We start from the raw sequence: 13,715 nt of genomic DNA, 5'->3' as shown, positions 1-13,715 counted from the left end.
GCGGATTGCAATTCTCTGGAACACTTTACATTGCTATCAGATACCAAAGTGGGTAGACGAGCTTTTTCTGGTTGGAATGCAAACCAAACTATTACTATTATCGGGGATAAAAATGACACGAAAAAGTGGGCAGATGATTGGTGTGAGAATTGTGACGCCATTGTAGAGTGGGAATAATCAATCCGTAGAATTATTGAACAAAAGCGCATCGTCCAAAAACTCGAATAAATCCTGCCGCTGTGCGAAAAACTGAAATGAGGTGTTTGATTTGAAATCAGAAGAAGAAAAGAAAAAGATTTTACTAAATCGATATACCTCAGAGATGGAAATAATAAAACTGAGAATAGAAGAAATCAAAACGGCAAAACAAAAGATTCGATATCTACAACCCATAGTCGAATACAAAGCATTACAGTTCAGGAAAATTATCGAACAGATTCTCCTATCTTCACTTATAGCAAATGCAGAAATATATCAACAGTATTATAATCGATTAGGGACAGAATGGAATGCTCGATATATTTGTCGTGATTTAAAGCGAATAAATCCCAGATTTTTTCCTGTCGCTGTTATTGATGATCGTGAAAACCATTCGATTATAGACATGGAGGACAGCTTAACAAGTGACGAATTGATTGAGATGTATGAAAAAATGGGTAAGCTACTTCATGCACAAAATCCGTTTGGCTCGTTACCAGATTATAAACAATTATCAGAATACATTGATAACGGATGTAAGGAAATAATTAAACTATTACGAGTACATAAAACAATGTTGTATGGAGAAAAGGACTTCTTGTTTGTAATTATGAGTGCAAAAACAGGTGGTCGTGTAGCTATCAATTGGTTCAGCCAGTGTGAAGATTAATTGATGTGGTAGGTATTCAAAAGCGCATCGTCCAAAAACTCGACGAAATCCTGCCTCTGTGCTAAAAATTGAAATGAGGTTATTATGAACGATACAAAAGAACTGAAACAACTGGTAGAAGAATTAATAGCCACCAAACGAGAAGATGACTGGTGGGATTTTAAGCAGTGTTATAACGATAACAACGTGGCGTTGCTTCACGACATCATTTGTCTTGCAAATAATCGAGTGGATCGTGACGCGTATTTAATATTTGGCGTTGAAGATAAAACTTGGAATATTATTGGTGTAGAGAATGACCCAAAGCGAAAAAATCAGCAAAAAGTTGTTCAATTACTTAAAAGTTGCAAATTCGCCGGCGATACAAGACCTCGTGTTGAAGTCAGAACTATTACTATTGATTCACATGAGTTAGATGTATTTATCATAAAGAACTCGTCAGATGTACCTTACTATTTAACAAGTGATTATTGTGATAAGAACAACAAAGGTTATGGTGTTAGAGCCTATCATATCTACACAAGAGTACTGGATAATAATACAGACATTAACAAAAGTGCAGATATAAATCACGTTGAATATCTTTGGAAAAAACGTTTTGGATTAATTACCACTCCTTTAGAACAATTAAAGGTTTTGCTAAAGAATCCTGATGATTGGGTTGAAGAAGAGTCGCGTTACTATCATCAACTGTTCCCTCAGTTTACGATTGTAGTTGAGGACGAGGATGAGGATCGTGGTCGATGTCGAATGTTCTATCATCACGTACAAACAGACAATAGCTTCTCCTATGGTATAATAAAGCTTTTTCATTATACAACGCAATTGTTTTCTTGCCAAAGCACAGTTTTAGATGGCGGAAGAATGACTGCGCCATGTCCTGATAGCATTTTTATTTCTAATTGGCATAATCATAATGATATTATTGGCATTTATTATTTTGCAACAGACAGCATAAAATACCTACTATTGCGTTTTTTAGAACACAAGATTGGAAAATGCAATGGGCGTGAAGCTCAATTTGCAACATCTAAGCTATTATCGGTAGTATTGCTTTTTGATTCAGATAACAGTGCCGAAAGTTTTAAAAATTATATAATTGATAATATTTCGAATTTCAAAGAAACAGCTAAAAACCAAACACCATATCCAATTTCTGATGAAACAGAATTGGCGGCAAGTGTTATAGCAAAAGAAATCCAAGAATGTGAAGCGCTTGTTGAAATGCAAAAAACATGGATTGATGAAAACTAATTCATTTTCGAAATATTTTGACTGCGCTTTTTCGCAGGAGGAAAGCTAATGAGTGATCAATATATAGATTATCGTAAAGCCAAAAACATACGACCGATTCCTTTGCCTGATAAAGAACGGTATTATTGGGATTTGCAAAACATCGAAAATAGTTGGACAGGCAGAATAGACGCAAATTTGTGCAACACGTTTGTCATGGAAGCTGAACAACAGTTAGTCAATGCTATTGAATTATTTGAAATGGGTTATTTTGATTGTGCATACTATTCTCTGCGTTCTGCAGTTGAAGTATCTACAACCATGGTTTACTTGTCGGATTTGCCTGAAGCCGAGAGAGAAAAGCAGTTGGAAGCATGGAAAGCAACTTTAGATTTTCCTATGGAAACTCAAATGATTCGACAGCTTGCAAAATCAGGCGCTGTTTTTGCGGATATGTTGACTAAAATGGCTGACTTCTTTTCTGATGCCAAAAAACTGAACGCCGAGTTGAATAAGTTTGTCCACAAACAAGGATTACAGCATTTTTACATGGCTCGAAATCATCCCATTAACCAAAACAAATCGCAAACTACTTTTATCAAAACATTCGAAGATTATTTGACGCGCTGTTTAGGTGTTGTTGCAGTAATGAGATTGGCAATAGACCCTTTCCCGATTCTTTTAATGGATGAAGAAATTTTATTACGTTGCTTTGATTCAATGACAGAACCATATAGTGAAGATTTCGTTGAAAAGTATATCGGGCAATCAACATTGAATGATTATAAAAAAACGGATTTATTTCTTGGTACTTATGATTCATTTATCAAAGATGAAAAGAAAAATGAATCTGTGTTTAATGTGATGAAATATCAGTATATTGATACAACGCGATTTGATGTAATATTTAGTCAACTTCATCTATTAAGCATATATGATATTGTTGCTGTGCTTATGACTTTTGCATGTAACAAAATAGTTAAAGTATATGCTCTTAACGGAGTGCTGATGTATCATACAAACAAGGAAACAAACCGAAAAAGTCATTCTTGGTCAACTGATGATTTCAATAGATTCGGTAAGTCTGATAAATTGATTAACCAAAAATATGACGAAGCATTTATTTCTGTTTTTTCTTTTGAAGATGAATTGTATTACGCTGAACACAATGAACCGTTACAACAAAAGGATGCTGATATGGTTGTTAATTATGTTTCTGAACAATTGAAAAACCATTTTCATAAAATGGAGAATTAATCTATCATAGGAGGTTAGTATGGATTTATTATCTAGATTAAGTGGAAACTCAAAGCCATTGCCAATTGAACCGAGAGAAATATTCATGTCCTTACCTCAGAGAGCAAAAGGTTATGAGTATCCCCGAGATGTTCAGTCTGAGGTTTGGAAAAAATGGTTTGATGTTAGAAATGATAAAAACTGCATCATCAAGATGAATACCGGCAGCGGAAAAACCGTTGTTGGATTAATGATTTTACAAAGCTGTTTGAATGAAGGAAAAGGTCCTGCAATATATGCTGTGCCAAATAAGTATTTAGTTGAGCAGGTTTGCAATGAAGCGAAAGCACTTGGAGTCAACGCAGTAACTGATAGACAGGACTATTCATATTCCGAAAACAAAGCTATTCTTGTAACAACAATTCATGCAATAGTAAATGGACGAAGCGTATTTGGAATGAATTCCATCACAAACTATCCAATTGGAAGTATAATAATTGATGATGTACATGCTTGCCTTGACACAATTGTTGAACAGTTTTCTATAAGAGTACCTGGTAGTCATTGTCTATACCGTGAAATAATACAGATATTTGATGAACAATGGCGAGAGTATAATATAAAATCATACACTAATATAGTATCAAGCAAGGATCCGACACAACAGTTCATAGTCCCTTTTTGGATGTGGCAGGAAAAGCAGAATAAGATATATCAATTGCTTTCTAAATATAATACGGATGATGATAATAATCATTGCATATTTTTTAAGCTACCCTTAATTGATGATTCTTTGGTTACAAGTGACTGCATTATAACTGCACGTGGCATTGATATTATTCCAGAGGGAGTAAATATTTCCAAAATTAAAAGCTTTGAAAATGCTGATCGGCGTATTTTTATGAGTGCTACCCTATCTGATGATAGTGTTTTTGTTTCATCAATTGGACTATGTAAGGGTGATTTTGAAAAAATCATTACGCCAGAAAGCGCAAACGATATAGGAGATAGATTAATTCTCTTCCCAAGACATCTCAATAGCCAAATAACTAATGATGAGATAAAAGATAAAGTTTTTGAAATATCAAAAGAACATAATGTGATTGTTATTGTTCCTTCATTTGATAGAGCTAAGTATTGGGATCCTGAAGGATTGAGAATTGTTGATAAAAACAACATTAATAAAGTTGTAGATGCCTTAAAGAATAATATTTTAGGATTATTTGTATTAGTCAATAGATATGACGGTATTGACCTACCTGATGATGCTTGTAGATTGCTGGTTATTGATGGGTTGCCGCCATTACTTAATGAAAAAGATAAATACATTCAAAGCATTGATTCTAATTGTAGAACTCTAAAACGTCAACAAATCCAAAGAATTGAGCAAGGAATGGGACGAGGAGTACGCTCAAACAACGACTCATGTTGTATTGTTTTAATGGGCGATAATCTTGCTGATATATTACTTCATCAAGACGGAATATCTATGTTTAGCAATGCCACAAGAGAGCAATACAAGCTGTCAAAGGAATTATGGAATTTATTAATTGAGGAATTTCCCAAACCAAGCATTGATGAAGTTTTTGACTTAGCTAACTATTCACTTAATCGTGAAGATGAATGGATTCGAAAAAGTAAAGAAAGATTAATGCATATCAAGTATTCAAGTATCCCAAATTTTGATAATTGTTCAGTAGCTTTACGTCAAGCATACCATTTTTCATTGATTATGCAGTTGCAAAAATCCATAGATATAATCAACAATGCAATAAACTCTGAAACGCAAAAAACAACTAAAGGATTCTTAATGCAAGTAAAGGCAAAATATATCAATTGCATTGATCAATCACAAGCACAGCAAACTCTGCTTTCTGCTAAATCTGTGAATATAAGTGTTATGTCTCCATTACAAGGTGTTAGATATGAAAAAAGAATCAACAACACAAAACAATCAAAGGCTGTTTGTGACTATATTACTAATCGTGGAATAAAACAAAACGATTATGTTATTCATGTAGATTCAATACTTTCATCGCTTGACTTTTCGATGGATGCTGATTCGTTTGAGAACGCTATTGAAGAAATAGGAAAAATTATAGGTTTTGATTCTACTCGTCCAGATAAAGAAACAAAAGGAGAAGGACCAGATAATTTGTGGGCAATTGGAAATAATCTGTATCTTGTAATAGAATGTAAGAACGAAGCTACTTCAGAAACAGTCTCTAAATCCTATTGTAATCAACTTGACGGATCTATGCGTTGGTTTTCTTCGGAATATGGTGACAAGTTTACTGCAACACCTATTCTTGTCCATAAATCAGTTATTCTCGATAGACAAGCTTCCCCTGTTGAAAAAATGAGAATAATTACTCAAGAAAAACTTGCAGATTTTAAGAGAAAAATAAAAGACTTCGTGAATGCATTAGTTCAAGACACTAACTGGCTTGACGAAAATAGAATTCAACAATTACTGATTCAGTATAATTTGAATAGTGACTCAATAGTAAATAAGTATTCGGTTAATTATGTAAAGAATTAAAATGAAGAACAAGGAGATCAAGGTAATTACCCTGACCTCCTTGTTTTTGCATAATGCAGCATTTTAAGCGATATGAATTTTAGGTGTAGATTATCTCTCTGTTGACGATTTCGGCGGCTGTGAGTCGGATTGCGTTCATTTTACGCGTCCATTCCATTGGATTCTCCGCTTTGAGCTGTTCGGTTATGTTTCCCTTTTCAGAAAGCTGACGGACGAGCAGATTGTACATTTCGTTTGCCTGAGAATCTATGTCGGCAAGATATGCCGCGATCTTACACGAAGTGAGCAGATTAAAATAGATTAGTCTGTGGTGCTCTTTCAGATAACGCTTATGTCTTTGTCCGAAAACACCGATTTCGACCTTCGGCTGTTTGGGTATCTTCAAATCGGGAAGAAGATAATCGCCCTGTTGTGTGTATGTTAGCTGTAATTCTTTCATAATATGACCTCCGAAAATAGATTTGTCAAACAAACGATTCAGTGAATTAAGGTCATTTTCTTTAATTTGACAGCACTTTTTTGCTGTCCGGTCTATATGTTTTCACGAAAAATCTATGTTTTTGACTGCATTCGTGACTGCAGTTGACTGTGATTTTGACTGCACTTTATCTTGTTTTAAGCGATTTCAACTTTCCCCAACCTTACTTTGCAACTGCTCAAAACCTCAGTGTTTAAGCCGTTTTCGGGCATTTTAGGAAAAGTTGGCAAAACAAAAGAGGCAGTTAAAAACTGCCTCAAAATGGTGCGAGTGACGGGACTTGAACCCGTACGTCAAAGACACACGCCCCTCAAACGTGCCTGTCTGCCTATTCCAGCACACTCGCATATTTTGTTTTTGTTCTTTGCGAACTCAACAAGAGATATTATATCACAGAGTTCATTGGTTGTCAACAGTTTTCAGAAAATTTTTTCTTTTGAGCGTCAGAAAAATTTTTCTTTTGAGCGGAAACATATTTCAGCTCTTGCGTTAGCACCAAAAGAAGTGGTATTATATTATCAGTACCAAACGCCATAATCAACCTTGCCCATAATATTTGTTGCCATGAATGTTTTCAAAAAAATACTCCGTTTTTCTGCCGTGGCTCTGTTTCCGTCGCGGTGCCCGTATTGCAACAAGGTAATTCCCGATACCGAATGCGCCTGCAAGAGCTGTCGCGGACAGTTCCCCGAAGTCTGCTGCACACGTTATGCCATAGGCGGATTTCTCTGTGCCTCACCCTTCTCCTATAACGGCGTTTACGCCAAGGCTGTCAAAAAGCTGAAATTTCATAACCGCGGCGACCTCGCGAAACCCTTAGCGATGCAGATCGTCCGCGCGGTTTCGGAGATTCACGGAGAGCTGCGTTTTGACCTTGTGACGTGCGTGCCGATGCATTATAAGGACAAGCGCGCCAGAGGCTACAATCAGGCGGAGCTGCTTGCGCGCGAATGCGCCCAGATCATGGAGCTTCCGTACCTTGACACACTTGAGAAGGTAAAGCGCAATAATCCGCAGCACAAGACAAGAGGCCGCGACCGCGCGAAAAACGTACACAGCGTTTACGCATTGAAAGATATAGAATCGGTCAGAGGCAGGAATATCCTGATAATCGACGATATCATCACGTCGGGCAATACGCTCGGCGAGTGCGCACGTATTCTCTCAAAGGGCAAATGCGCCGAAATCCGCTGTGCCGTGGTGTGCACAACTGTCGAAAATAAATTTATCGCTCCCCGGTGAGGGAGCGATTTTTTATTCCTCTGTAAAGAGCTTGTCCATCAACTTCTGCATCTTCCTGCGTCGGCGGTCGGTTTCCTCAGCGCTGAGAAAGCAGCTGTTTGAGTCAAAGCGAATTATATCACCCTCGCGGATATTCTTCGGAAGTGAATCAAGCTCCATATTGACAAAGCTGCCGTTTTCGCATTCGAGTACGGCAAGCTCTCCCTCAATGCGGTCAACAGTAAATTTCTTCATTACTTCGCCCTTTCTATTACTTCGCCGCCCGTTTCAACCCCGAGCTTTTCGCCGTCGGTGTAAACGGTCACGGTCTGGTCTTTGTCGGTGCGGTATACATCGCAGTCCATCTCGCTGAGAATTTTAAGTGTTTCCTTGTGAGGGTGGCCGTAGTCGTTGTCAACTCCGCAGGAAATCACGGCGATCTGCGGATCGACCTTCTTGAGAAAATCCTTCGGGTTGGCGTTGCGGCTGCCGTGGTGTCCTACCTTGAGCACGTCTGCGGTTACGTCCGCTTTTATTGTATTAAGCTCGTCCTTCTCGGCGTCGCCCGTGAAGAGGAATGTCGCATCCTTGTAGTCGAGAAGAATCATAACGGAGCTGTTGTTGAGGTTTTTCTCGTCGACCTCGAGCGGCGCGATTATCCTCGCCGCAAAGTCCCTGTCCTTGTCCCTCGCGATCGTTATTCCCGCCCTGCCGTTTTGAATCTTGCGGTTTTTCTTCTCGACGGCTTCGAGCAGCTTTTCGTACATAACGGTATTCGTGGCGACCTTCGGCATATATACCGAGCCGATTTTTATATTCCTGACGATATATGCCATCGAGCCTATATGGTCGGAGTGCGGGTGCGTGCCGACCACATAGTCTATTTTGTCGTAACCGCGGTCTTTTATGTACGAGAGTATCGCCGCACCGTGGTAGTTCTCACCGCTGTCGATAAGCATTGTTTTGCCGTTGGGCAGCTCGATAAATATCGAATCGCCCTGCCCCACGTCGAGAAAGTGGACATACATATCGGGTGTGAAATCCGACGTGTTTTCCGCGAAGATATCGGCGATATCGCATGAGCAAAGCATAACAATAAGCATGAATGCCGCGAATATCGCCGATAACAAGTTTTTGTGTTTCATATGCCCACCTCCATCTGTATTATACAACATATTGTGTCAGTAATCAATATAATACAGACGGAAACGGCAATTATTTTATGACGCCTTGCCCGTGTATAGGCTGTAGTACTTGCCCTTCTGCTCGAGTAGCTGCTCATGGGTTCCGCGCTCAATGATCCTGCCCTGCTCGAGCACGATAATGCAGTCGGAGTTCCTTACGGTCGAGAGACGGTGAGCGATTACAAAGGTCGTTCTGCCCTTCATCAGCTTATCCATGCTCTCCTGAACCATTCTCTCCGTTCGGGTATCAATGGAGCTGGTCGCTTCGTCGAGAATGAGCGCAGGTGGATCCGCGACCGCCGCGCGCGCAATGGCGAGCATCTGGCGCTGACCCTGGCTGAGATTTCCGCCGTCAGCCTTGATAACGGTGTTGTAGCCGTCGGGAAGCTGGCGGATAAAGTCGTCCGCGTTTGCGAGCTTTGCCGCCGCGATGACTTCTTCATCTGTCGCGTCAAGTCTGCCGTAGCGGATATTCTCCATGATAGTGTCGCTGAACAGGTTGGTCTCCTGCAAAACTATGCCGAGAGAACGGCGCAGATCGGACTTGCGGATCTTGTTGATATTGATTCCGTCGTAGCGGATCTTGCCGTCCTGAATGTCGTAAAAGCGGTTGATAAGATTCGTGATAGTCGTCTTGCCCGCGCCCGTTGAACCGACAAAGGCGATCTTCTGACCGGGCTTTGCGTCGATGTCGACGTTATGCAGCACCATCTTCTCGTCGGTGTAGCCGAAGTCGACGTCGTCCATTACAAGCGCGCCCTGAAGCGGAATGTAGTCGATATCGCCCGTAGCCTGATGGGTGTGCTTCCACGCCCACAGTCCCGTGCGCTCGTCGGTTTCGGTGAGCTTGCCGTCGACCCTCTTGGCGTTGACGAGGGTCACGTAGCCGTTATCCTCCTCGGACGGCTCGTCGAGCATCGCGAAGATACGCTCCGCGCCCGCGAGAGCCATGATAATGCTGTTGAACTGCTGGCTGACCTGTGTGATAGGCTGGCTGAAGCTCTTGTTGAACGACAGGAAGCTGACAAGGCTGCCGAGCGAGATTCCGAAGAAGCCGCTGACCGAGGTCGCGAGCACGCCGCCCGCGATCGCGCAGAGTACGTAGCTGACGTTGCCCATCTGGGCGTTGATCGGCATGAGAATATTTGCGAACATATTGGCGTTGTAGGAGCTGTGGAAAAGGGTGTCGTTGAGCTCATTGAACTCCTCAACGCTCTTTTTCTCGTGGTTGAAAACCTTGACGACCTTCTGACCCTGCATCATCTCCTCGATGTAGCCGTTCTCCTTGCCGAGGTCGACCTGCTGCGCGAGGAAATACTTGCTGCTCTTGCCGCCGATTTTCTTTGTTATCATCATCACCGCGAAAACCATAGCGAGGGTGATGAGAGTAAGCGGTACGCTGATCACAAACATGCTCGCAAGAACCGAAACGATCGTGATCGCGCTCGAGAATACCTGCGGCATACTCTGGCTGACCATCTGGCGAAGGGTGTCAACGTCGTTGGTGTAGACGCTCATGATGTCGCCGTGAGGGTGGGTGTCAAAATACTTGATCGGAAGGCTCTCCATGTGTTTGAAGATATCACAGCGCAGATCGCGCATGGTGCCCTGAGTGACGTAAATCATTATTCTCGAATAAGCGTAGGTTGCTGCCGCGCCGACCAGATAGAACGCCGCCACGCGCATGATTGCGAGAATCAGCGGAGTGAAATCGGGTGTCGGCTGAGAGAGCATCGGCACGATGTAGTCGTCGATCAGGTTGCGGATAAAGAGAGTTCCCTGAACGCTGGAGAATACGCTGATTATGATGCAGACGAATACTATTATCAGATGAACCTTGTAGTTCTTGAGAATTAGTCCGAGCAGACGCTTGAAGGTCTTTCCGGGGTTTTTGACCTTCGGGCGCGGGCCCGCGTTTCTTCTTCCGTGTCCCATCGGTGCAGCCATATCAGTTTCCTCCCTTCTTGTCAAAGTCGCCGCTGCCCTCTGTCTGGGCAACGTAGGTTTCGCGGTAGATCCGGCAGCTCTGCATAAGCTCGTCGTGGGTGCCTACGGCGTTGATTTTGCCGTGCTCCATTACAACAATGCGGTCTGCCTTCTCAACGCTCGAAATGCGCTGAGAGATGATGATTTTGGTGGTATTCGGGATCTCCTCGGCAAAGGCGCGGCGGATCTTGGCGTCTGTCGCCGTGTCGACCGCGGAGGTCGAGTCGTCGAGAATCAGTATCTTGGGCTTTTTGAGAAGCGCTCTCGCGATACAAAGGCGCTGCTTCTGTCCGCCCGAGACGTTCGTGCCGCCCTGTTCGATTCGGGTGTTGTAGCCGTCGGGGAAGTTCTGAATGAACTCGTCGGCGCATGCCAGCCTGCACGCCTCGATACACTCCTCCTCGGTGGCGTGCTCGTTGCCCCAGCGGAGATTGTCGAGGATCGTGCCGCTGAACAGGACGTTCTTCTGGAGCACCACGGCAACCTCGTCACGGAGGGTTTCGAGGTCGTAGGAACGTACGTCCTTGCCGCCGACCTTGACTGTTCCCTCGCTCGCGTCGTAGAGTCTGCCGATGAGGTTTACAAGGCTGGTTTTGGAGCTGCCGGTACCGCCCGCGATACCGATCGTCTCGCCTGATCTGATATGAAGGTTAATGTCATTCAGAACGGGACGCTCGCTCTTTTCACTATAGCTGAACGACACATTCTCAAAATTGATGCTGCCGTCGGGCACATTGAAGTCTGGGTTCTCGGGATTTGTGAGCGTAGATTTCTCGTTGAGCACACCTGCGATACGCTGCGCGCTCGCCATACTCATCGTGAGCATCACGAAGATGAAGCCCACCATCATCAGGCTCATGAGTATCTGCATGCAGTAGGTCAGCATGGTTGTCAGCTCGCCTGTAGTCAGCTCGCTTTTGACGATCATCACCGCGCCGAACCAGCTTATCGCGATAACGGAGCCGTATACAGTCAGGGTCATGAGCGGAGTGACGGAAACCATCAGCTTTTCCGCCTTGACAAAGAGCTTGTAGAGGTTGTTCGCCGCCTTGTGGAACTTCTTCACCTCATGCTCCTCGCGGACAAACGCCTTGACGACACGAATAGAGGATACGTTTTCCTGCACGCTCGCGTTGAGGTCGTCGTAACGCTTGAAAACCTGGGTAAAATACTTGTGTGTGCGCGCGATGATAAATCCCATTACGATTCCAAGGAATACGACCGCGATAAGGTAAATGCTCGCGAGCCTTGCGTTTATCAGGAAGGTCATTGTCATCGCGGCGATGAGGTTGACAGGCGCGCGGAAACAGATCCGCAGGAGCATCATATAGGCGTTCTGGACATTCGTCACGTCGGTCGTCATTCGGGTTACAAGACCCGCCGTTGAGTACTTGTCAATGTTCGCGAAGGAAAAGCTCTGAATGTTTTCAAACATTCCCTGACGGAGATTTTTCGCAAAGCCAGCCGACGCCTTCGCTCCGTATACCGCGCCCATCGCGCCTGCGAACAGAGCTATCAGCGCGCAGAGCAGCATCCACAGACCCGTGATGATGATATGCTGCATATCGCCTTTGTTGATTCCGTCGTCAATGATGGTCGCCATGAGCATCGGAATGATCGTTTCCATAATGACCTCGAGAATCATAAACAAGGGCGTGAGCACCGATTCGAGCACAAAGCCCTTGATATGTAAAGCAAGTGTTTTAATCATTCTTTTTCTCCTTTCGCAGCGGATTGTTCAAGTCCGAGCCTCAGCTTGCGGATAAGCGTCAGAAATCGCCTGCTCTCGGCTTCGGACAGCATGTTGTCAAAGCGTTTTTCGGTTTCCTTTACGGCGGAGAGCATGGTTTCGCCTACCTCTCTGCCCTGCTTTGTCAGCACGAGCTTTTTCAGACGAGCATCGGAATCGACCGACTCGCGCTTGATGTAACCCTTCTTCTCCATGCATTTGACGATATTCGTCACCGTGGAGCGCGAAATCGCGAAGTGCGACTCGATGTCCTTCTGGTACACGTCGCCGCTCGCCGACATCAAAAAACCGATAATCCAGCCGTGCATCACCGTCACCTTGTCAACTCCCATCTGAGAGGCGGATTTCTGGATCTCGCGCTGCATCAGGTGGTCGATCGCCTTGATCTCACGGCCGATCGCGCCGATTTCGTTGGCCGCAGTCATGCTATCACCCCAATAGTTCAGTTTTCAACAGTTCGAAGTTAAACTGTTTGATATAAAACTATTTTATACCATATTCCCGCCGATGTCAACAGCCTTTTAAAAAATTTCGGGGCGCTATTACGCGTCCCGAAGCAGCGCCGTAGCGTCCCTGATATCCTGATTTTTGTCGCCGTCAATATCCGTCGCGAATTTGATATACTCGTTCTCGTCAGCGTCGGGATATACAAGCTCTCCCGCCAAAAAGCGCTGGATATACGACGCGTCCTCGAAGTCCGATCTGCCGTCCATATTCAAATCCTTCATGCTCGGCGGAACCTCTCCGCCCGCGAAAACGAAGTCCACCCTGTCGTCGTTCATAAGACGGCCCGCAAAGGCGCTGTCCGTCTTTATAAACAACAGACCGACGCTGTCGAGGCTCTCCGTGACAGGCACTTTTTCGTTCTTAAGCGCCGCTTTGAGAGAAGTGAGCCGTTCGTTTTTCACTCCCATGCGCTCGAGAAAAGCGTTGAGCTTACGCACAAGACCGAGGGCGTAGCCGTTGTCGGTCAGAGTCCGCTCGAGATCCACTCCGTTTGTAAAATAAAACGTACCGGCAAGCGCGAGCAGGTACGGATTTGACAAATCCTGACCGCAGTAAACGGCGGTTTTGCTGTAGTCCGTCAGACCGCTGCGGGCGCTGAGCTTTGAATAGCCGTTGATGATCGAATAGCCGAGCTGCATTCGGCTGTCGCTTTTCAGGTCGTCCATGCCGAACGCGCTGACGGTCGGGGAATTGCCCAAAAACGCCGCGAA

12 protein-coding genes and 1 tRNA gene are annotated in these 13,715 nt (G+C 43.9%); 5 read left to right on the top strand and 8 right to left on the bottom strand.

All coding sequences use genetic code 11. The annotated features are described in order from the left end of the window. Positions 1 to 268: 268 nt before the first annotated feature. From JKK62_RS08200 to JKK62_RS08185, 4 genes are all read left to right on the top strand, one after another. Complete coding sequence (locus JKK62_RS08200; protein WP_201427516.1) at positions 269 to 868, top strand: hypothetical protein; 600 nt, start codon at positions 269 to 271, stop codon at positions 866 to 868. An 84-nt stretch (positions 869 to 952) separates the two neighbouring features. Continuing rightward, positions 953 to 2,122, top strand: coding sequence for an ATP-binding protein (locus JKK62_RS08195; RefSeq protein WP_201427515.1), 1,170 nt, complete (start codon positions 953 to 955; stop codon positions 2,120 to 2,122). A 48-nt stretch (positions 2,123 to 2,170) separates the two neighbouring features. Further along, positions 2,171 to 3,358, top strand: a complete 1,188-nt coding sequence (locus tag JKK62_RS08190; RefSeq protein ID WP_201427514.1) for a teicoplanin resistance protein VanZ — start codon at positions 2,171 to 2,173, stop codon at positions 3,356 to 3,358. Between the two features lie 19 nt (positions 3,359 to 3,377). Next, the gene (locus JKK62_RS08185; protein WP_201427513.1) at positions 3,378 to 5,879 is read left to right on the top strand and encodes a DEAD/DEAH box helicase; all 2,502 of its coding nucleotides are present in this window, start codon (positions 3,378 to 3,380) and stop codon (positions 5,877 to 5,879) included. 79 nt (positions 5,880 to 5,958) lie between these two features. Here JKK62_RS08185 and JKK62_RS08180 read toward each other — a convergent pair whose 3' ends face one another. Both JKK62_RS08180 and JKK62_RS08175 read right to left on the bottom strand, forming a co-directional pair. Then, positions 5,959 to 6,318, bottom strand: a complete 360-nt coding sequence (locus tag JKK62_RS08180; protein ID WP_201427512.1) for a TnpV protein — start codon at positions 6,316 to 6,318, stop codon at positions 5,959 to 5,961. 301 nt (positions 6,319 to 6,619) lie between these two features. Then, a tRNA-Leu gene (locus tag JKK62_RS08175) sits at positions 6,620 to 6,703 on the bottom strand. A 218-nt stretch (positions 6,704 to 6,921) separates the two neighbouring features. On the opposite strand from JKK62_RS08175, the gene JKK62_RS08170 reads away from it, so the two are divergent. Then, positions 6,922 to 7,599 (top strand): ComF family protein, encoded by a 678-nt coding sequence (locus tag JKK62_RS08170; protein WP_201427511.1) that lies wholly within the window; start codon positions 6,922 to 6,924, stop codon positions 7,597 to 7,599. Positions 7,600 to 7,611: 12 nt separating this feature from the next. Here the strand turns inward: JKK62_RS08170 and JKK62_RS08165 are convergent, their stop codons facing one another. The 6 genes from JKK62_RS08165 to JKK62_RS08140 all read right to left on the bottom strand — a co-directional run. Beyond that, the gene (locus tag JKK62_RS08165) at positions 7,612 to 7,833 is read right to left on the bottom strand and encodes a DUF3006 domain-containing protein (protein WP_201427510.1); all 222 of its coding nucleotides are present in this window, start codon (positions 7,831 to 7,833) and stop codon (positions 7,612 to 7,614) included. Then, positions 7,833 to 8,723, bottom strand: coding sequence for a ComEC/Rec2 family competence protein (locus tag JKK62_RS08160; RefSeq protein WP_201427509.1), 891 nt, complete (start codon positions 8,721 to 8,723; stop codon positions 7,833 to 7,835). The genes JKK62_RS08165 and JKK62_RS08160 overlap by 1 nt, the downstream gene beginning before the upstream one ends. Before the next feature lie 75 nt (positions 8,724 to 8,798). Then, positions 8,799 to 10,709 (bottom strand): ABC transporter ATP-binding protein, encoded by a 1,911-nt coding sequence (locus tag JKK62_RS08155; protein WP_201427508.1) that lies wholly within the window; start codon positions 10,707 to 10,709, stop codon positions 8,799 to 8,801. Position 10,710: 1 nt separating this feature from the next. Continuing rightward, entirely contained in the window at positions 10,711 to 12,459 is a 1,749-nt protein-coding gene (locus JKK62_RS08150; protein ID WP_201427507.1) for an ABC transporter ATP-binding protein, read from the bottom strand. Further along, positions 12,456 to 12,923: a MarR family winged helix-turn-helix transcriptional regulator gene (locus JKK62_RS08145; RefSeq protein WP_201427506.1), complete on the bottom strand. Its 468-nt coding sequence runs from the start codon at positions 12,921 to 12,923 to the stop codon at positions 12,456 to 12,458. Before JKK62_RS08145 ends, JKK62_RS08150 begins: the two co-directional genes overlap by 4 nt. Positions 12,924 to 13,040: 117 nt before the next feature. After that, positions 13,041 to 13,715, bottom strand: a 675-nt coding sequence (locus JKK62_RS08140) for a hypothetical protein (RefSeq protein ID WP_201427505.1), incomplete at its 5' end; no start/stop codon positions are given.

Source organism: Ruminococcus difficilis, assembly GCF_016680995.1.
Note: the sequence above shows the minus strand (reverse complement) of the source record. Positions and strands in the feature narration are given on the sequence as shown.

Coding starts and splice junctions, on each gene's coding strand:
- JKK62_RS08195 (WP_201427515.1), top strand. CDS start 953: ATGAACGATACAAAAGAACTGAAACAACTGGTAGAAGAATTAATAGCC.
- JKK62_RS08190 (WP_201427514.1), top strand. CDS start 2,171: ATGAGTGATCAATATATAGATTATCGTAAAGCCAAAAACATACGACCG.
- JKK62_RS08185 (WP_201427513.1), top strand. CDS start 3,378: ATGGATTTATTATCTAGATTAAGTGGAAACTCAAAGCCATTGCCAATT.
- JKK62_RS08180 (WP_201427512.1), bottom strand. CDS start 6,318: ATGAAAGAATTACAGCTAACATACACACAACAGGGCGATTATCTTCTT.
- JKK62_RS08170 (WP_201427511.1), top strand. CDS start 6,922: ATGAATGTTTTCAAAAAAATACTCCGTTTTTCTGCCGTGGCTCTGTTT.
- JKK62_RS08165 (WP_201427510.1), bottom strand. CDS start 7,833: ATGAAGAAATTTACTGTTGACCGCATTGAGGGAGAGCTTGCCGTACTC.
- JKK62_RS08160 (WP_201427509.1), bottom strand. CDS start 8,723: ATGAAACACAAAAACTTGTTATCGGCGATATTCGCGGCATTCATGCTT.
- JKK62_RS08155 (WP_201427508.1), bottom strand. CDS start 10,709: ATGGCTGCACCGATGGGACACGGAAGAAGAAACGCGGGCCCGCGCCCG.
- JKK62_RS08150 (WP_201427507.1), bottom strand. CDS start 12,459: ATGATTAAAACACTTGCTTTACATATCAAGGGCTTTGTGCTCGAATCG.
- JKK62_RS08145 (WP_201427506.1), bottom strand. CDS start 12,923: ATGACTGCGGCCAACGAAATCGGCGCGATCGGCCGTGAGATCAAGGCG.